The sequence below is a fragment of the Bradyrhizobium sp. CB1015 genome (assembly GCF_025200925.1).
Classification (GTDB): domain Bacteria; phylum Pseudomonadota; class Alphaproteobacteria; order Rhizobiales; family Xanthobacteraceae; genus Bradyrhizobium.
This window is the reverse complement of record NZ_CP104174.1, coordinates 2,715,000-2,733,568: the sequence shown is the minus strand read 5'-3', so window position 1 is coordinate 2,733,568 and position 18,569 is coordinate 2,715,000. Positions and strand designations below refer to the sequence as shown.

General features: G+C 63.8%; 21 protein-coding genes. 17 read left to right on the top strand and 4 right to left on the bottom strand.

From position 1 onward, the window contains the following. Positions 1–2: 2 nt before the first annotated feature. A complete protein-coding gene (locus tag N2604_RS12410; RefSeq protein ID WP_260374926.1) occupies positions 3–1,403 on the bottom strand; it encodes an amidase family protein in 1,401 nt (466 codons plus the stop codon). 211 nt (positions 1,404–1,614) lie between these two features. Between N2604_RS12410 and N2604_RS12405 the strand changes: the two genes are divergently transcribed. Continuing rightward, a complete protein-coding gene (locus N2604_RS12405; protein ID WP_260374925.1) occupies positions 1,615–2,619 on the top strand; it encodes an integrase core domain-containing protein in 1,005 nt (334 codons plus the stop codon). 24 nt (positions 2,620–2,643) lie between these two features. Here N2604_RS12405 and N2604_RS12400 read toward each other — a convergent pair whose 3' ends face one another. After that, on the bottom strand, positions 2,644–2,901 hold the full coding sequence (locus N2604_RS12400; RefSeq protein WP_260374924.1) for a DUF6894 family protein: 258 nt from the start codon (positions 2,899–2,901) through the stop codon (positions 2,644–2,646). Positions 2,902–3,164: 263 nt separating this feature from the next. Here N2604_RS12400 and pqqA point away from each other — a divergent pair, with 263 nt between their 5' ends. The 10 genes from pqqA to N2604_RS12350 all read left to right on the top strand — a co-directional run bounded on the left by pqqA (position 3,165) and on the right by N2604_RS12350 (position 13,313). Beyond that, positions 3,165–3,245, top strand: a complete 81-nt coding sequence (gene pqqA / locus N2604_RS12395) for a pyrroloquinoline quinone precursor peptide PqqA (RefSeq protein WP_007595659.1) — start codon at positions 3,165–3,167, stop codon at positions 3,243–3,245. Between the two features lie 128 nt (positions 3,246–3,373). Next, on the top strand, positions 3,374–4,303 hold the full coding sequence (pqqB, locus tag N2604_RS12390; protein WP_260374923.1) for a pyrroloquinoline quinone biosynthesis protein PqqB: 930 nt from the start codon (positions 3,374–3,376) through the stop codon (positions 4,301–4,303). 20 nt (positions 4,304–4,323) lie between these two features. Further along, a complete protein-coding gene (gene pqqC, locus N2604_RS12385; RefSeq protein ID WP_409241730.1) occupies positions 4,324–5,079 on the top strand; it encodes a pyrroloquinoline-quinone synthase PqqC in 756 nt (251 codons plus the stop codon). A 25-nt stretch (positions 5,080–5,104) separates the two neighbouring features. Further along, the gene (gene pqqD / locus N2604_RS12380) at positions 5,105–5,416 is read left to right on the top strand and encodes a pyrroloquinoline quinone biosynthesis peptide chaperone PqqD (RefSeq protein ID WP_260374921.1); all 312 of its coding nucleotides are present in this window, start codon (positions 5,105–5,107) and stop codon (positions 5,414–5,416) included. Then, the gene (gene pqqE, locus N2604_RS12375; RefSeq protein ID WP_260374920.1) at positions 5,413–6,594 is read left to right on the top strand and encodes a pyrroloquinoline quinone biosynthesis protein PqqE; all 1,182 of its coding nucleotides are present in this window, start codon (positions 5,413–5,415) and stop codon (positions 6,592–6,594) included. The genes pqqD and pqqE overlap by 4 nt, the downstream gene beginning before the upstream one ends. Next, positions 6,584–7,570: a prolyl aminopeptidase gene (pip, locus tag N2604_RS12370; RefSeq protein ID WP_260374919.1), complete on the top strand. Its 987-nt coding sequence runs from the start codon at positions 6,584–6,586 to the stop codon at positions 7,568–7,570. The genes pqqE and pip overlap by 11 nt, the downstream gene beginning before the upstream one ends. A 145-nt stretch (positions 7,571–7,715) precedes the next feature. Then, a complete protein-coding gene (locus tag N2604_RS12365; protein WP_260374918.1) occupies positions 7,716–8,393 on the top strand; it encodes a DUF4286 family protein in 678 nt (225 codons plus the stop codon). A 251-nt stretch (positions 8,394–8,644) separates the two neighbouring features. Then, positions 8,645–10,444 carry an FAD-dependent oxidoreductase gene (locus N2604_RS12360; RefSeq protein ID WP_260374917.1) on the top strand — a complete coding sequence of 600 codons (1,800 nt, stop codon included), beginning with the start codon at positions 8,645–8,647 and terminating at the stop codon, positions 10,442–10,444. Further along, on the top strand, positions 10,414–12,261 hold the full coding sequence (locus tag N2604_RS12355) for a 2-oxoacid:acceptor oxidoreductase subunit alpha (RefSeq protein ID WP_260374916.1): 1,848 nt from the start codon (positions 10,414–10,416) through the stop codon (positions 12,259–12,261). The genes N2604_RS12360 and N2604_RS12355 overlap by 31 nt, the downstream gene beginning before the upstream one ends. Beyond that, positions 12,258–13,313, top strand: coding sequence for a 2-oxoacid:ferredoxin oxidoreductase subunit beta (locus N2604_RS12350; RefSeq protein WP_260374915.1), 1,056 nt, complete (start codon positions 12,258–12,260; stop codon positions 13,311–13,313). The genes N2604_RS12355 and N2604_RS12350 overlap by 4 nt, the downstream gene beginning before the upstream one ends. On the opposite strand, the gene N2604_RS12345 is transcribed toward N2604_RS12350, so the two are convergent. Together N2604_RS12345 and N2604_RS12340 are read right to left on the bottom strand one after the other, a co-directional pair. Next, positions 13,314–13,793, bottom strand: coding sequence for a DUF4399 domain-containing protein (locus tag N2604_RS12345; protein ID WP_260374914.1), 480 nt, complete (start codon positions 13,791–13,793; stop codon positions 13,314–13,316). A 16-nt stretch (positions 13,794–13,809) separates the two neighbouring features. Next, complete coding sequence (locus N2604_RS12340) at positions 13,810–15,375, bottom strand: SUMF1/EgtB/PvdO family nonheme iron enzyme (protein WP_260374913.1); 1,566 nt, start codon at positions 15,373–15,375, stop codon at positions 13,810–13,812. Positions 15,376–15,679: 304 nt separating this feature from the next. On the opposite strand from N2604_RS12340, the gene N2604_RS12335 reads away from it, so the two are divergent. The 6 genes from N2604_RS12335 to N2604_RS12310 all read left to right on the top strand — a co-directional run bounded on the left by N2604_RS12335 (position 15,680) and on the right by N2604_RS12310 (position 18,403). Then, positions 15,680–16,300 carry a hypothetical protein gene (locus tag N2604_RS12335; RefSeq protein ID WP_260376214.1) on the top strand — a complete coding sequence of 207 codons (621 nt, stop codon included), beginning with the start codon at positions 15,680–15,682 and terminating at the stop codon, positions 16,298–16,300. A gap of 41 nt (positions 16,301–16,341) precedes the next feature. Further along, on the top strand, positions 16,342–16,791 hold the full coding sequence (locus N2604_RS12330; RefSeq protein WP_260374912.1) for a DsrE family protein: 450 nt from the start codon (positions 16,342–16,344) through the stop codon (positions 16,789–16,791). 164 nt (positions 16,792–16,955) lie between these two features. After that, on the top strand, positions 16,956–17,279 hold the full coding sequence (locus N2604_RS12325) for a helix-turn-helix transcriptional regulator (protein WP_260374911.1): 324 nt from the start codon (positions 16,956–16,958) through the stop codon (positions 17,277–17,279). Further along, entirely contained in the window at positions 17,276–17,704 is a 429-nt protein-coding gene (locus N2604_RS12320) for an SRPBCC domain-containing protein (RefSeq protein ID WP_260374910.1), read from the top strand. The genes N2604_RS12325 and N2604_RS12320 overlap by 4 nt, the downstream gene beginning before the upstream one ends. A 43-nt stretch (positions 17,705–17,747) precedes the next feature. Beyond that, a complete protein-coding gene (locus N2604_RS12315; protein ID WP_260374909.1) occupies positions 17,748–17,951 on the top strand; it encodes a hypothetical protein in 204 nt (67 codons plus the stop codon). 11 nt (positions 17,952–17,962) lie between these two features. Next, entirely contained in the window at positions 17,963–18,403 is a 441-nt protein-coding gene (locus tag N2604_RS12310) for a DUF1801 domain-containing protein (RefSeq protein WP_260376213.1), read from the top strand. Positions 18,404–18,569: the final 166 nt, after the last annotated feature.

Sequence of the window (18,569 nt, the reverse complement as noted above, 5' to 3'; positions counted from 1 at the left end):
TGCTAGCCCACAGGATCGATCGGCGACGGCGGCACGCCGCCGGCCTCGATCGCTTCGCCCGCGAGCAGGCACAGATCCTCGCGATAGCGGCCGGACACGATGTGCACGCCGACCGGCGCCTTGCCGACGAGACCGGTGGAGACCACGAGGCCCGGCAGTCCCATGAAGGGAATCGCGATCTGCGGCAGCTGCGCTTCCCAGACCCGCTTGAAGGACTCGTCGTCCTTGCGGTCGAGATGATCGGGAAACGGCAATTCGCCGGAGACCGGCGTCAGCAGCACGGCGTATTTTTCGAAGAACAACATCCAGTCGCGGGTCAGCGTGGCGCGCCGGGTCAGCGCCTTGGCGTAATCGGCCTGGTCCATCGGCGTGACTTTGGCGCGGTTGCCGCGCAGGCACGCCAGCGCACCGGGATCGCCCTCGCGCTCGGCCATCTCCAGCTGCGCCTCATAGCCGTCGCCGAGCCAGAGCTTGATCTGCCACTCGACCGCCTCGCGCATCGGCGGCGTGTCCTCGATCACATCGACGGTCCAGCCGGCGCGCTCCAGCCGCTTGCCGGCATCGCTCACCGCGGCCTTCACCTCCGGCGCGGTGGCAAGGCCGCCCGGATTGAGGCAGAGCGCGGCGCGCTTGTCCCGAGTCGGGCCTTGCAGCGGCACCGGCACGAACCAGGGATCGCGGATGTCGCGGGCCGACATCGCCTCGAGCGAGACGCGCAAGTCGTTGACCGTGCGCGCCAGCGGGCCCGAGACCGCCATGATCTGCGGCCCGATCGGCCGCTCCGGCAGCGCCGGGTTGAAGGCAGGAATGCGGCCGAGCGTCGGGCGCAGACCGTGCACGCCGCAGGCATAGGCGGGATAACGGATCGAGCCGGCGATGTCGGTGCCGTGGGCGATGTGGCCGATGCCGGCCGCGACCGCCGAGCCGGCGCCGCCGGAAGAGCCGCCCGGGGTCAGCGAGGCATCGCGGGGGTTCTTGGTGTCGCCGTGGACCAGATTGGTGGTGAACCAGCGGTAGGAGAAGGCCGGGCAATTGGTGCGGCCGAGCAGGATGGCCCCAGCTTTGCGGAAATTGGCGACGACCGGGTTGTCCTCGCGCGCGATCAGGTCGCGCTGCAGCTTCAGGCCGTTGGTGGTGGCAAAGCCTTCCTGGTCGACATTGGCCTTGATGGTGACGGGCACGCCGGCGAGGACGCCGGGGTCCTCGCCCCGGCTAATTGCGGCATCGACGGCATCGGCCTGCTTGAGCACGTCCTCCGGCCGGTGGTCGATCACCGCGTTGAGCTGGGGATTGACGGCATCGAGCCGCGCGAGACCGGCCTTGGCGGCCTCCCTGGCGGATACCTGTTTGGACTTGACGAGGGTGGCGAGGTCGGCGGCCGACAGGCGCCAGAGATCTTGCATGGCTTGCTCCGAATGACCGGCGTCTTTTAGCGCCGGGAACGTGGCAAAGCCATGCGGATTTCGCGGGGGTACCTCCGTCATTGCGAGCGAAGCGAAGCAATCCAGACTGCAGCCCCGGAGGCGGTCTGGATTGCTTCGTCGCAAGCGCTCCTCGCAATTGTGCATGTTCACTAATTCGCTGATTGGATCGCTCCAGCGGAGGAACGATCCGATGCGAGACAACAGCTATGACCGAACGGTTGAACGCAACTATCTGCAGAAGTGGCGTTTTCTGATTTCGGAGTATGAGGCGGTGAAGGCTGGCCGATCGCCGCTGTTCAAGCGGGTCGGCGACTTCTACCGGCACCACGGGACCTGCTCGCAGACGTTCCGCAAGTATTACAATCGCTATCTGCAGAGCGGCGAGGAAGCGGATCTGCTGCCGCGGCGGCGCGGCCCGAAGTGGCGGGAGCGACGCGAGCCGGAAGGGATCGAGACGGAGATTGTCGCCCATCGCAAGCGGGGGATGAACCGTTATGAGATTCATGCCGTCTTGCGCGAAACGCGCGACACGGTACCTTCGCCGATCACGATCTACCGGGTGCTGAAACGCTACCGCCTGAACCGCCGCACGCCGGCGATGCGTGAGGAGAAACGCCGTATTATCAAGGACAAGCTCGGAGAGCTGGGCCACGTCGATCTGCATCAATTGCCGCGCGATATGTTCCTCGCGCCACCCCCGGTCACGGCCTACATCATCAGCTTGATCGACAGCTGCACGCGTCTGGCCTGGGCAGAGGTCCTGACATCCAAGAAGGCGCTGCCGGTCATGTTCAAGACCCTGAAGATGATCAACACCCTCAACGTCACCTATGGGCTCGTCTTCCAGGAAATCCTGTCCGACAACGGCGCCGAGTTCGCCGCCCGCACCAAGCCGGGCGAGCATCCGTTCGAGGCCATGCTGCTCGAGCTCGGCATCAAACACCGCTACACCCGGCCCTATCGGCCGCAGACCAACGGTAAGGTCGAACGCTTCTGGCGCACCCTCGATGACGACGTCATCGACGGCGCGACCTTCGACAACCTCGACCACTTCGCCAATGAACTGTTCGAGTACCTCGTTTACTACAACAACCACAGACCCCATCAGGCCTTGGCAGGACAAACCCCAAGGCCTTCGCCGCTACCAAGACCACCGCGATCCAATCAGCGAATTAGTGAACATCGACAGCAATGACGCGGAAAGAGCTGGGGAAGCCCTCTAATGCCGCGTCGCGGACTGGTCCGGCATGTCGAGCAGCGCCTCGGTGAAGGGAAACTCCAGCACGATCTCGCCGTCGGCGTCGGTGACCTCGATGACCGCCTCCAGCAGCGCCGGCTGGGTTCCTTCCGACCTCACGACCTCAAGGATCATCTGGCGCGCGACCTCCCAGGCGCGGTCGGGGTTGCGCAGGTCCTCGCCGTCAGGATCCACGATCAGTTCGTCGCCGATGCGGGTGTTGAAGAAATATCTGGGCATGCCTGATCCAATGGGGGCGTCTGTCGCCGATGAGAAGCCGGTCCATACTCACAACTGGTTTATCCCGACAGTGACCACGACCTATCGGCAATTTTGCGTATCTGATCCGCTCATCTTTGCGGCCGCAATACGCCATCTTTGCAGTGCAACAATTCCTTGGAGCCTACTACCTAGGTCGGGAAAATTTCACTGGCGAAGTTTTCCGCCCGCACTAACTTATCTGCGGGCGGATGCGTCCGAATTTTCGAAAAATGGAGAGCCAAATGGCCTGGAAAGCCCCAAAGATCGTCGAAGTGCCCTGCGGCATGGAAATCAACATGTATGTGAGCGCCACCCGCAAGTAAGCGGCTGGCGAGATCGCGTTCTGCGCAGGTGGTTCTTGGTCACGATACGTTTCCGGCAGACAGAAACCTCGTCCGAAACGGTCTCGGCCTGAGATCCACCTCGCGAATTCGCCTCCAGGAGACGGATCATGCTTCGCGTCGTCGTCCTGGGCGCCGGGGCCGGCGGCGGAGTTCCGCAGTGGAATTGCGGCTGCGAAGGCTGCCGCGCGGCTCGTGCGAATGGACATGAGCTCTTTCGAACCCAGGCCTCGGTCGCCTTCAGCGGCGATGGCGAGCACTGGTTCCTGATCAACGCCTCGCCCGATCTTCGCCAGCAATTGAATGCCACGCCGCAGCTGCATCCCAAGGCGGGCGCGCTGCGCCATACCCCGATTGCGGGCGTGATTTTGACCAACAGCGAAGTCGATGCCGTCGCGGGGCTGCTGTCGATGCGCGAGGGCTCGCCGTTTACGATCTATGCGCACGAGAAGGTGCTGGCGATCCTTCGCACCAACAGCATCTTCAACGTGCTGAACGAAAAGAACGTGCGGCGCCAGCCGATCGTGATCCGCGAGCCGTTCGAGCCGCGGCTACCGGACGGCACGCGCTCGGGGCTCGAGGTGCTGCCCTTTGCCGTGCCGGGCAAGTCGGCCTGGTATCTCGAGGGCAAGGTGCATCCGGGCGGCGAGAGCGGCGATGGCGACACGCTGGGCCTGAAGGTCACCGACAAGGCCACCGGCAAGTTCTTCTATTTCGTCGCGGCCTGCGCCGAGGTGACCGATGCGCTCAAGGCCGAGATCGACGGCGCTTCACTGGTGTTCTTCGACGGCACGGTCTGGCGCGACGACGAGATGATCAGGGCCGGGCTCGGCCACAAGACCGGCAAGAGCATGGGCCATGTCGCGATGTCGGGCGAGGACGGCGCCATCGCGCGGCTGGCAGACCTCAATATCGACAGGAAGCTGTTTCTGCATATCAATAATTCGAATCCGGCGCTGCTGCCCGGCTCGCCCGAGCGCAAGATCACTGAGGAGGCGGGCTGGCAGATACCCGCGGATGGAACGGAGATCGTGCTGTGAACGCCGCATCACTGACTGGAATGACCGCGCTCTCGATCGGCAAGGACTTGAGGCTCAACTCGGCCGAGGAGCTGGAGGCGACGCTGCGCCATATCGGCGCCACGCGCTATCACAGCCTGCATCCGTTCCATAAGCTGCTGCATGGCGGCAAGCTGAACAAGGGCCAGGTGCAGGCCTGGGCGCTCAACCGCTACTATTACCAGAGCACGATCCCGATCAAGGACGCGGTGGTGATCTCGCGCTTCCGCGACCGTGCCACGCGTCTGGAATGGCGCCATCGCATCGAGGATCATGACGGCGATGTCGGCAGCGAAGGCGGCATCGAGCGCTGGATCAAGCTGACCGAAGGGCTCGGGCTCGACACCGCATACGTCGAATCCACCGAAGGCATCTTGCCGGCGACGCGCTTTGCCGTCGAAGCCTATGTGCATTATTGCCGTGAGAAGAGCCCGCTGGAGGCGATCGCCTCCTCGCTCACCGAGCTGTTCGCGCCGAGCATCCACGAAGAGCGCATCGCCGGCATGCTGCAGCATTACGATTTCGTCAATCCTGACATCATGAGCTACTTCAAGCGCCGCCTGACCCAGGCACCACGAGATGCCAATTTCGCGCTTGATTATGTCAAGACGCACGCCACGACGCCGGAGCAGCGCGCGCAGGTCTGCAACGCGCTGATCTTCAAGACCAACGTGTTGTGGGTGCAGCTGGATGCGCTCCAGCATGCCTATGTCGAGGGCCACATTCCGCCGGGCGCATTCGTGCCCAAAGAAAACTAAGAAGGCGAGCTGAAGAGGAAGATAGATGGCCGGGCCGCGTCATATCAGCGTCAGCGAGGCGAGCCGCCCCGTGCTGCCGCGGCATGCCAAGCTGAAATATGACGAGACGCGCAAGGTGTGGGTGATCCTGGCGCCGGAACGGGTGCTGGCGCCGGACGAGATCGCGGTGGAGGTCTTGCAGCTCTGCAACGGCGAGCGCAGCGTCGGCGACGTCGCCGATCAGCTCGCCGCAAAGTACGCCGCGCCGCGCGAGGCGATCCTGGCCGACGTCGTCGTCATGCTGCAGGACCTCGCCGACAAGGGCTTTCTCACCGAGATCAGGGAGAAGACGTCATGAGCGACGTGACCATCCCGGCCAGCGACAGCCTCGCGGTGCTGGAGAAGCAGCGCTCGACGGCGGAGACGTTCGGCATTCCGCTCGCGGTGCTGCTCGAGATCACCCATCGCTGTCCGCTGCAATGCCCCTATTGCTCCAACCCGGTCGAGCTCGACCGCTCGGGCAAGGAGCTGACCACGGAGGAATGGAAGAAAGTGCTGAGCGAGCTCGCCGAGATCGGCGTGCTCCAGGTGCATTTCTCCGGCGGCGAGCCGACGGCGCGGAAAGACCTGGTCGAACTGGTCAAGCATGCCAGCGACGCCGGGCTCTACACCAATCTGATCACCTCGGCCGTGCTGCTGACGCGCGAGAAGCTCAGCGAGCTCGCGGATGCCGGACTCTGCCATGTGCAGATCTCCTTCCAGGGCATCGAGGAAGGCCCCGCCGATCGCGTTGCCGGCTACAAGGGCGGCCACCGCAAGAAGCTCGAGGTGGCGAAATGGACGCGCGAGCTCGACCTGCCGCTCACCGTGAACGCAGTGATGCACCGGCAGAACCTGCACCAGCTGCCCGACATCATCCAGATGGCGCTCGATCTCGATGCCGACCGGCTCGAGGTCGCCAATGTGCAATATTACGGCTGGGCCCTGAAGAACCGTGCCGCCTTGATGCCGACCGTGGCGCAGCTCGACCAATGCACTGCCATCGTCGAGGAGGCGCGCGAGCGGCTGAAGGGCCGGCTGACCATCGACTATGTCGTGCCTGATTATTACGCGCTGCGGCCGAAGAAATGCATGGGCGGCTGGGGCCGGCAGTTCTTCAACATCTCGCCCGCCGGCAGGGTGCTGCCGTGCCATGCCGCCGAGAGCATCACCGGGCTCGAATTCGAATCGGTGCGCTCCAACCATTCGATCGCCTGGATCTGGCAGAACTCGGAGGCCTTCAACCGCTATCGCGGCACCGGCTGGATGAAGGAGCCGTGCAAGTCTTGCGAATTCCGCGAGATCGACTTCGGCGGCTGCCGCTGCCAGGCCTTCGCGCTGACCGGGGACGCCGCCAACACCGACCCGGCCTGCGCGCTGTCGCCGCTGCACGAGACCATCTTCAAGCAGGCGGAAGCCGAGGCCGAGGGCGAGACCAGCCGCTTCCTCTACCGCAATTTCGCCGGCGGCACCCTGGAACCCGAGAATGACGCCTGACGCGGACGCAGGTACAGCGGCCAAACGCACCGATCCCTTTGCGCCGCTGACCTCCGACATGCTCGACGTCGGCGACGGCCATGAGCTCTATGTCGAAAGTGTCGGCCGTAGCGACGGCATCCCTGCGATCTATCTGCACGGCGGACCCGGCAGCGGCTGCCAGCCCGACCATCGCCGGCTGTTCGATCCCGACCGTTTCTGCGCCGTGCTGTTCGACCAGCGCGGCTGCGGCCGCAGCCGTCCCAAGGGATCGCGCGAGCACAACACCATTGCGCATCTGATCGCGGACATGGAGAAAATCCGCGAGAAGTTCGGCTTCGAGCGGTGGATGGTGGTCGGCGGCTCCTGGGGCGCGACGCTGGCGCTGGCTTATGCAGAGGCCCATCCCGAGCGCGTCTCCGGCATCGCGCTGCGCGCGACGTTTCTCGGCACGCGGGCCGAGGTCGAGACGGCCTTCACGGTGCGCCTGTCGCAATTCCATCCGGCGCTGTACGAGGATTTCCTCAGCGTGCTGCCGGCCGAGGAGCGCGAGCGGCCGATCGATGCCTATTGGCGCCACATCCTCGATGCCGACCCCGCCGTGCATGGCCCGGCGGCGAAGGCCTGGCACGATACCGAGCGCACGCTCTCGGAGCATAAGCCCGCCAAGACACGCCTCGACCTCGCCGCGCTGAACGTCTGGCGCACATTGCCGGCGACGCCGTTCATGGAAGCGCATTATTTCATCAACGACAGCTTCATGACCGCTGACCAGCTGCTGCAGAATGCGGGGAGACTCGCCGGCATTCCCGGCATTATCGTGCAGGGTCGTTATGACCTGCTGTGTCCTCCCGCGACATCCCAGGCCCTTGCGAAAGTCTGGCCCGGTTCCGAGCTTCGCATCGTGGAAGAAGCCGGCCATTCACTCTATGATGGCGGCGTGAGGGATGCGGTCATGAAGTCGATCGCGGACCTTGCGTCGAAAGCCGCTCGCTAGGTCTATCTCCTCATCCTGAGGAGCGCGCCCTTCGCGCGCGTCTCGAAGGATGATAGGCCCGGGGTGCGAGAGCGGGGCCTTCATGGTTCGAGACGGCGCTTGCGCGCCTCCTCACCATGAGGGTCTGGAAGCAAGGACAAGAACAATGCCGCTCGCCGGAAAGGGCATGCTGCTGACGTCGATGAACATCGACGCTTCGGACGAGGCCGATTTCAACCGCTGGTACGATCGCGAGCATCTGGAAGAGCGCGTCGCGATCGACGGATTCCTCGAGGCGCGGCGCTATGTCGCGCATGCCGCCAATCCCAAATATCTCTGCCTGTATTCGACCGCGACGCTCGACGTGCTCGACAGCCCCGCCTACAAGGCGCGGCTCGCGAGCCCGACCGACTGGTCGCAGCGGACCATGGCGCGCTTCAAGGACATGCTGCGCGTGGTCGCGCGCATCACCATCAGCAAGGGCACCGGGCGCGGCACTGCGCTCGGCGTGGTGCGGCTGCGGCCGACGCCTGATAATGCCGCGTCCTGGCGTGACGCACTGCAAGAGAAGCTCGGGCCCAGCAGCTGCGACGGCACCATCTCGATGCATCTGCTCGAAAGCGAGCCGGAATTGTCGGGCGCAACGGCGGGAATTCCGGCGGCGCGCAACGAGGGTGCGCGCGACTGGTTCGTGCTGATCGACGGCACGCATGTCAATGCGGTCTCCGCCGTCATCGCCGAGCGCTTCACCGGCCCGGCTGCGGCGCCCTTCCCGCTCCCCATCGCCGTCGGCACCTATTGCCTGATGTGGGACCTCGCGAAGAGCGACATCGCGCGCGGCTGAACCGCATCCGCATCGCAACATGCTGCAGCGCACGCACATCGCCTGCAGTCATTAATGCTGTCTGCGCTTGGCTCCCATGAAAGAGGTGACGCGCGCAAATTTGCCGTTGTACTTCGGAACGGTTCTAATAAGCTAACCCAATGACGTCATTCAGAAACCAGATCGAAGCGCGTTAAGCGCTCGCCAAGCTAAACAAACAAGCTCAACAAAAAAGGCCGCGGGGTCTTTGAGCCTGCGCGGACAGGGTAGGAATGAAACCGACCGATATCGCGGCCCCCGACTACTTTCACAAAGTGGTCGATTGTCAATGGGCCTGTCCTGCGCACACCCCGGTTCCCGAATACATCCGACTGATCGCCCAAGGCCGCTACAGCGACGCCTACATGATCAATTGGAAATCGAACGTGTTTCCCGGAATTCTGGGACGCACCTGCGACCGTCCATGCGAGCCGGCGTGCCGGCGCGGACGCGTCGAGGAAAACCCGGTCGCGATCTGCCGCCTCAAGCGCGTTGCAGCGGATTTCAAAGACGACATCAGGCAGCGGCTGCCGAAGCCCGGTCCGAAGAACGGCAAGCGCGTTGCGCTGGTCGGCGGCGGTCCCGCTTCGCTGACGGTGGCGCGCGATCTCGCGCCGCTCGGCTATCACTGCACCGTGTTCGATGCCGACCCGGAAGCCGGCGGCATGATGCGCACGCAGATCCCGAAATTCCGCCTGCCCAATTCCGTGATCGACGAGGAGACCGGCTACATCCTGAATCTCGGCGTCGAGTTCAGGGGCGGTCATCGCATCGACAGCATGAAGGCGCTGCTTGCGGAGAAATACGACGCGATCTTTGTCGGCTCCGGCGCGCCGCGCGGCCGCGAGCTCGACATTCCCGGCCGGAAGGAAGCAGCCAGCAACATTCATATCGGCATCGAATGGCTGGCCAACGTGTCGTTCGGCCATGTCGACAAGATCGGAAAGCGCGTCATCGTGCTCGGCGGCGGCAACACCGCGATGGACTGCTGCCGCACCGCACGCCGGCTCGGCGGCGAGAAAGTCACGGTGGTCGTGCGTTCCGGCTTCGAGGAGATGAAGGCCTCGCCCTGGGAGAAGGAAGACGCGATCCACGAGGATATCCCGATCCTCAACTACATGGTCCCGGTGGCATTCAAGCATGTCGCCGGCAAGCTGATCGGCGTCACCTTCCAGCACGTCAAAGCCGAATACGACGCCAAAGGCCGCCGCAATCTGGTGCCTTCGGGCGATCCCGACCAGACCATTCCCTGCGACGACGTGCTGGTCGCGGTCGGCCAGGAGAACGCCTTTCCCTGGATCGAGCAGGATTGCGGCATCGAGTTCGACAAATGGCACATGCCGAAGGTCGATCCGAAGACCTTCGCCTCGACCAATCCAAAGGTGTTTTTCGGCGGTGACGCCGCGTTCGGCCCGAAGAACATCATCTGGGCGGTCGCGCACGGCCATGACGCCGCGCTGTCGATCCACAAGATGCTCTCGGGCGAGGACATCACCGAGCGCCCGCTGCCGGAGGTGCAAATCTCCTCCCAGAAAATGGGCATCCACGAATGGAGCTACGACAACGACATCTCCAACGACAAGCGCTACAAGGTGCCGCATCGCGACAAGGTCATCGCGCTCAAGGACATCCGCGCCGAGGTCGAGCTCGGCTATGACGTCAAGCTGGCGCTCGGCGAAGCGCATCGCTGCCTGAACTGCGACGTGCAGACCGTGTTCTCGACCTCGCTCTGCATCGAGTGCGACGCCTGCGCCGACATCTGCCCGATGGATTGCATCACCTTCACGGATAACGGCGAGGAAAGCGATTTGCGCCAGCGCCTGAAGGCGCCCTCGCTGCATCCGGACCAGGACCTCTACGTCTCCTCGGATCTGAAGACCGGGCGCGTGATGGTGAAGGACGAGGACGTCTGCCTGCATTGCGGGCTGTGCGCCGAGCGCTGTCCCACTGGCGCCTGGGACATGCAGAAATATTTCATCGATATGACCCACGCAGGTTCGACATGTCCGACAAAAAGCCGATCAGCAGCGTAAACGACTTCGTCGTTCGCTTCGCCAACGTCAACGGCTCGGGCTCGGCCAGCGCCAACGAGATGTTCGCCCGCGCGATCCTGCGCCACGGCGTGCCGGTGTCGCCGCGCAACATCTTCCCCTCCAACATCCAGGGCCTTCCGACCTGGTACGAGGTGCGCGTGACGGAAGCCGGCCATCTCGGCGCCCGCGGCGGCGTCGACTTGATGGTGGCGATGAACCCGCAGACCTGGGACAAGGACGTCGCCGGCATCGAGCCCGGCGGCTACCTGTTCTACGATTCCACCAAGCCGATGCCGTCGACCAAATTCCGCGACGACATCACCGTGATCGGCGTGCCGCTGACCGCGATCACCAACTCGACCTATACCGATCCGCGCCAGCGCCAGCTGTTCAAGAACATCATTTATTTGGGCGCGCTCAGTGCACTGCTCGACATGGACCCCAAGCTGATCGAGCAGCTGATCGGCGAGCAGTACAAGGGCAAGGAAAAGCTGCTCTCCTCCAACGTCCACGCGCTGCATCTCGGCCGCGACTGGGCGCTCTCGAACCTGAAATGCCCGATCGGACTTCGCGTGAAGAAGTCCGACAAGGTCGGCGACCGCATCTTCATCGAGGGCAACAGCGCCGCCGCGCTCGGCGCGGTCTATGGCGGCGCCACCGTCTGCGCGTGGTATCCGATCACGCCGTCATCGTCGGTGGCGGAGGCCTTCACCGCCCATTGCAAGAAGTACCGGCACGATCCTGAAACCGGCAAGGCAAAATACGCGATCGTGCAGGGCGAGGACGAGCTGGCCTCGATCGGCATCGTCATCGGCGCCTCCTGGAACGGCGCCCGCGCCTTTACCGCCACGTCCGGCCCCGGCATCTCGCTGATGACGGAATTCATCGGCCTCTCGTACTTTGCCGAGATTCCGGCCGTGATCATGAACATCCAGCGCGCCGGCCCCTCCACGGGCATGCCGACGCGCACCCAGCAATGCGACATCATCGCCTGCGCCTATGCTTCGCATGGCGACACCAAGCACGTGCTGCTGTTCCCGGAGGATCCGGCCGAGGCGTTCGAGTTCGCAGCGGCCGCCTTCGATCTCGCCGAACGGCTGCAGACCACGATTTTCCTGATGCTCGACCTCGACATCGGCATGAACCACCGGCTCTGCCGCCCGCTGAAGTGGGACGACGCAAGGCAATATGACCGCGGCAAGGTGATGACGGCGGAGATGCTGGAGGAGGGCCGCGACTTCGGCCGCTATCTCGACGTCGACGGCGACGGCATTCCCTACCGCACCTATCCCGGCACGCATCCGACCAAGGGCTCCTACTTCACCCGCGGCACGTCGCGCGACCGCTATGCGCGCTATTCCGAGGAAGGCACGGTCTACGCCGACAACATGCAGCGCCTGGTGCGCAAGTTCGAAACGGCGCAGGACCTCGTCCCGCGGCCGCTGCAGGCCAATGCGGAACGGCCGACCAAATATGGCGTGATCTATTTCGGCTCGACCTCGCCGGCGATGGACGAGGCGATCGGTCTGTTGGAGGCGCGCGGGCATCAGCTCGACCGCCTGCGCATCCGCGCCTTCCCGTTCCACTCGAGCGTTGCGAGCTTCCTCGCCGAGCACGATTTCGTCTATGTGGTCGAGCAGAATCGCGACAGCCAGCTGCGCCAGCTCATCGTCAACGAGAACGGCATCGATCCCGTTCGCCTCGTGCCGATCGTGCATTACGACGGCACGCCGATCACCGCCCGCTTCATCGCCAAAGCCATTGGCGACCACCAGGACCACCTCAAGGTGACCCCGCTCCGCAAGGCCGTGTCATGACCTACATCGCAAAACCGAAATTCCATCATCCGGGCCTGAAGAAGAACGCGCTCGGCTACACGCATCGCGACTACGAGGGCAAGATCTCGACGCTGTGCGCGGGCTGCGGCCATGATTCGATCACGGCCTCGATCATCGAAGCGTGCTACGAGCTCTCGATCGAGCCGCATCGGGTGGCAAAGATCTCCGGCATCGGCTGCTCGTCGAAGACGCCGGACTATTTCCTCGGCAATTCGCACGGTTTCAACTCCGTGCACGGCCGCATGCCATCCGTGCTCACCGGCGCCAATCTCGCCAACCGCGACCTGATCTATCTCGGCGTCTCCGGCGACGGTGATTCCGCTTCGATCGGCTTCGGCCAGTTCGCGCATTCTATCCGGCGCGGCGTCAACATGACCTATATCGTCGAGAACAACGGCGTCTACGGCCTGACCAAGGGCCAGTTCTCGGCCACCGCCGACCGCGGCTCGAAGAGCAAGAAGGGCGTCACCAACACCGACAACGCCATCGACCTCGTCGCGATCGCGCTGCAGTTAGGGGCCACCTTCGTGGCGCGCTCGTTCTCCGGCGACAAGAGCCAGCTGGTGCCGCTGATCGCCGCCGCGATCGGCCACAAGGGCGCGTCCTTCATCGACGTCATCAGCCCCTGCATCGCCTTCAACAACCACGCCGGCTCGACCAAGAGCTTCGATTATGTCCGCGAGCACAACGACGCCGTGAACCGGCTCGACGTGCTGGTCGGCCGCGACCCGATCGCGGTCGATTACGCGCCGGGCACGGTGCAGGTGGTCGAGCAGCACGACGGCAGCAAGATCGCGCTGCGCAAGATCGACGCGGATTACGATCCGCATGACCGTGTGGGCGCCCAGACCTTCCTCGCGCGGCACGCAGCCAAGGGTCAGATCGTCACCGGCCTTCTGTACGTCGATCCTGACGCCGACGACCTGCACGAGCATCTCAACACGGTCGAGACTCCGCTCAACTCGCTGGAGGCGGACACGCTCTGCCCGGGCTCGGCGGTGCTGGACAAGATCAACGCCAGCCTGCGGTGATCAACGGCGGCGGACTGAGCCGGGCTGCCTGACTCGTATGGTGATCTTGTCAGACACGACGGGCGGATCGAACGGATAGTGCTTCGCATCGCCGAGCACCAGTTGCAGCGTGTGCGTGCCGGGCGGAAGCTCGAGAAACGTTTCGGTCTGCCCTGCCCCGAAATGCAGATGTGACTTGTCCTGCGGGATCGGTTCCTTGATGTCGATGGGCTCGTTGACGTCGACCAGCAGATGATGATGACCGGCGTTCTGGTAGTCATCGCCGGCATGCGTCACGCCCATGTTGCGCAGACCGAACCGGACCCAGAAGCCACCGCGGATCTTCTGCCCCTCCTGCGGGGTGATAAAATAGAGCTTAGCGTCTTTGGGGGCGGTTTTGCCCTGAGAGTAAGCGGGGCTTGGCAGCAAAACACCTGACAGCAAAATGACTTGCAGCAATGCGAGTGCCGCCGCCAGCGCGGCGCAGCGAATGATTTTCATCAAACCTCCTCCAGCCTCAAGGAGTGAGCGCGACACGGAATCCATGCGTCGGGTAACGGACGTTGGTATCATAGCCATCGCGGTTGGATGGCCGCACGTATCTCGCATCGTTCTTCCAGGAGCCTGAGCGCAGGACGTGCGATGAGCAGTCGCCGCCGGTCCATGCCGAACCGTCGACCGGCGCGCCCTGATAATTCTTGTGCCAGCAATCCTCGACCCACTGGTCGACGCCGCCGCCCATGTCGTGGAGCCCGAAGGGATTGGGCTTGAAGCTGCCGACCTTCGCCGGCTGCTCGGCCGCGAGGTCGCCGCAATCCTTGCATCCGGCCATGCCCGGCTGGAGCTTGTCGCCCCACCAATACCTTGTCTGCGTACCGCCGCGCGCCGCGTATTCCCATTCGGCCTCGCTCGGGAGCCGGTACGGCTTCTTCGTCGCCTGGGAGAGATACGCCACATATTGTTGCGCGTCGGTCCAGCTCACATTGCTGACCGGCGCGTCGTCCTTGCCGGTGGCCGTGAAGGAGCACGCCTTCGCAGCGGCGCATTCGTTCCACTCCTGCACCGTCACCGGATATTTGCCGATCGAGAACGGCTTGATCGTGACCTGGTGGACCGGGCGTTCCGTCGGATCGTCATTGCTTCCCATGGCGAAGCTGCCGCCGCGAATGGCGATCATCTCGGGTTCCCGGACCGGCGTCACCGATGGACTGGATGCCGGAGACGGTGAAGGCGATGCTGCGGGCGATGGCACCGATGTGGGCAACGGAGATGCCGCGGGTGCGGCTTGCGGCGGCGGTGCTGCCGGGCTCGGCAACGACGGAACGGATTGCGGCGTCGGCGAAGCCGACGGCGCCGCGATCGGGGGAGCGGCAGCCTGTTGCCCCACCTGGCTGCGGTGCTGCACCAGCACGTACCAAAGCACGTAGCCGGCAATCACCAGCAATACCGTGATCAGAAGAAAGAGCAGGACGTTCTCGCGCCGGCTTCGTGTCTTGCCGACCGCATCTGCATCCGGCAGCACGCGATAGACGCGCACGGGATCGGTGATGTTCTTGACCTTGCGGTCGCCGAGCGACTCATAGCCGCACACGATCTTGTGCTTGATCTGCTCGTAGATCGCACCGGAAATGTAGACCTGCCCCGGCTGCGCGATGCCCTCGATACGCGTGGCGATGTTGACGCCGTCACCATAGATGTCGTCCGGCTCCACGATGACGTCACCGAGATTGACGCCAATCCGATATTCGAGCCGGGAATGCTTGGGAATCGAGGCGTTGCGTCCGACGAGATTTTGCTGGATGACGATGCTGCATCGAACGGCCTCCACGGGACTGTCGAAAACGGCGATGAAGCCGTCGCCGGTCGTCTTCACCAGACTTCCATGGTGCTCGATAATGCTGGGCTGGATGATGTCGCGCTCGATCCGCTTGACGCGGGCATGCGTGCCTTCCTCGTCGGCCTGCATCAACCGGCTGTAGGAGGCGATGTCACCGACGATGATCGCGGCGAGACGACGAGGCATTCCGCTGTGCGGAGGCGGCTCATCGTGATTTCCGGGTCTGAAGTTGCGAATTTCGCCCATGCGGGGGGACTCCACAAACTTACAAGGCAGCCCCAGCCTACGACCGCCAAAGGCGGTCGTCTGTGAAGGCTACCACATTGACGAACCGAGACAATGTCGCAGCAAGCAGCGGCGTCGGGTTCCGGGCAATCAAGTCGTCACACCCATTGAACCTTCTTGATCGCAGCAGTGACTAAGGCCCGCCGTGACGTTGGCCGACATCGCGCGACGTGCGACGGTTGAACGCGCTGCACTTCGCTCGCGACCAATGGCAGACCGGCCCGCGGATGGCGGGCCAATGGACCATTCGGCGTTCGGTACGACCATGAAGCTTGCCCTTATCCTTCCGCTTGCCCTGGCTGCATTCATCGGCGCCGCATCGGCTGAGGAAGGCGACGATATTCGCGAGGCCAGCAAGGCCGAGGCAGAGACGTTCAATGCGCGCATGTATGCGGGCACCCCCGGCGACAAGGCCTATGCCTGCTTCGTCCGCCGCTACGATGCCGACCATCTGGCGCGGCATCCGAAGCAGAAGGTCGCTTCGATGAAGCTGCTCATCTCGGCGGAATTGGACAAGGAGGACAAGGAGCTTCACAACTCCTTCCGCTTAGGCTTCAAGTACCGTCATCGTAGCGGCGATTTCGACTCTAGCGGCTCTTGCAACCACGCCGTGTTCACCAAGAGTGGTGACGAGGTGCGGCTCGGCTGCGGTGTCGATTGCGAAGGCGGAGGCATTGGCGTCGCGCTCTCCAAAGACAACAAATCGGCGATCGTCCGGCTTGAACGCGTGCGCGTCTGGCAGAACAACAAGCCGGACGACGAGGCCGAGCATTCGCTGACGGCCGGCGCCGACGACAAGATCTTCCGACTCGACCGCACCGACAACAGCGAATGCGCTTCGCTCGTGACCGACCGCAAGGAACTCGCGGCGCTGCGCCACAAATGATATGCGTTCGGTAAACTCGGGCCTCGTCGAGGGAGATCGCCATGAACCGCCGGAACATGTTGTGGAGCGCCGTCTCGGCATTCGGTGCGGCCTTTGGCGCCTCGCGTGCACGAGCCGCGACCGACACCGCGCCGTCGAACAAGCTCAAGGTGGTCTATCACCTCAGCGAGGCCGAGAAGGTGAATTTCGTGCTCGGCAATATCCAGAACCACATCGACGGCGTCGGCGGCCCCGAGCACGTGACCATTGCGCTGGTGATCCATGGCCCGGCGCTGAAGGCGCTTCACTCGGCGCAAGCCAATCCCGACATCAGCAAGCGCGTCGGCGATTTCTCAAAGGACGGCGTGGAGCTAGCGGCCTGCAGCAACACGATGAAGGCGCAGAACGTGACGCTGAGCGAGCTGCTGGCGGGCTTCGTCAGCGCCGACAAGGGCGGCGTGGTGCGTTTGGCCGAGCTACAATCGCAGGGGTATCTGTATTTGCGGCCATAAGCCGGCACTTGCTTGCCGCACGACAGGTGCGCTCCCTCTTCCGCAAGCGGGAGAGGTGAGACGAGCCCGCCGCTGCCCCTCCAGAAATCGTTCGTATCGCACTTGACTTACCCATAACTCCGCAGTTATGAATTAACCCATAACTTCCCAGTTATGGATTATTCATGTCCCCCACTCCCGACCTCCTGTTCAGGACGCTCGCCGATCCGACCCGGCGGGCGATCTTCGAGCGGCTGTGCCGTGAGGGGGAGCAGACGGTCGGGGCGCTGACGGCGCGATCCGGCGTGTCCCAGCCGGCGGTGTCGAAACATCTCGTCGCCCTCAAGCAGGCGGGCCTGGTGCGCGACCGGCACGAAGGACGGCAGACCCATTACAGCGCGCAGCCCGGTGCGCTCAATCCGCTGATCGATTGGACCGGCCAGATGGCCGGGTTCTGGCAGAAAAGGCTCGACGCCCTCGACGATCTCCTGAAGAGGATGGACCAATGAACCAACCCGCCGAGACGCGCGCCGTGGTCATCGAGCGCGAATTTGCTTATCCCGCCGAGCGGCTCTGGCGCGCGCTGACGCAACCGCATCTGATCGAGGAATGGCTGATGAAGAACGACTTCAAGCCGGTCGTCGGCCATCGCTTCAACCTGCGCGGCGAATGGGGCGGCGTGCTGGACTGCGAGGTGCTCACGATCGAGCCGCAGAGGACGCTGGCCTACACCTGGAATTTCTCGCATGAGGACGCCGCCTTCGACCTGAAGAGCATCGTCACCTTCACGCTGACGCCGACCAGCGCGGGCACGCATCTGCGCGTCGAGCAGGCGGGCTTCCGCCCGACGCAGAAGCAGGCGTTCGGCGGCGCGCATGCCGGCTGGAAACAGTTCCTGGCCAAGCTGGACGATTTGCTGGCGCGAGCGGGCTAGCTCCGCCGGCGTCCATTTCGATCAAATCTAACAGGAGGTCCCAATGAGCACGCAGATGTGGATTCGGCAAATTCACCGCTGGCTGTCGATGGCTTTCACGCTCGCCGTCATCGCCAACATCGTGGCGATGACGATGCAGGTCCAGGCCGCGTGGATCGGCTTCCTGGCGCTGGTGCCGCTGATTCCGCTGCTCGCGACCGGGCTCTATCTGTTCGCGCTGCCTTATCGCGGCCGCAGCAACGCGTGAACGAGGCCATGATGAGGAAGCCCGTGACGGCAAAGAAGAGCAGCGCGAAGGAAGCAGGCACCGCTTCGCCATCAAAGCTGATCGACGGCCGGATCAAGGAGCTCGGCGACTGGCGCGGCGAGATGCTCGCGCGCATCCGCGGCCTGATCAAGCAAGCGGATCCTGACGTCGTCGAGGCGTGGAAATGGCGCGGCGTTCCCGTGTGGGAGCACGACGGCATCATCTGCACCGGCGAGACCTACAAGGAAGTCGTGAAGCTGACCTTCGCCAAGGGCGCGGCGCTGGCGGACCCCGCAGGTCTGTTCAATTCCAGCCTCGACGGAAATGTGCGCCGCGCGATCGACATCCGCGAGGGCGAGACGATCGACGAGAAGGCGTTGAAGGCACTGATCCGCGCGGCGGTGGAGCTGAATGCAAGCAAGGCGAAGAAGAAGCCGGGGAAGAAGCCCTAAGTGGTACCCTCTCTCCGTTCCCTCCCCCCTTGTGGGGCAGGGCTATCGCATATGACTTGTGGCGGCGGCCTGCGCGCACGCCTCGTCCTTCGAGACGGCGCTTACGCGCCTCCTCAGGATGAGGCTAAGCGGCATTCGTGCTCGTCCAAAAGCAGGCACAACGCAC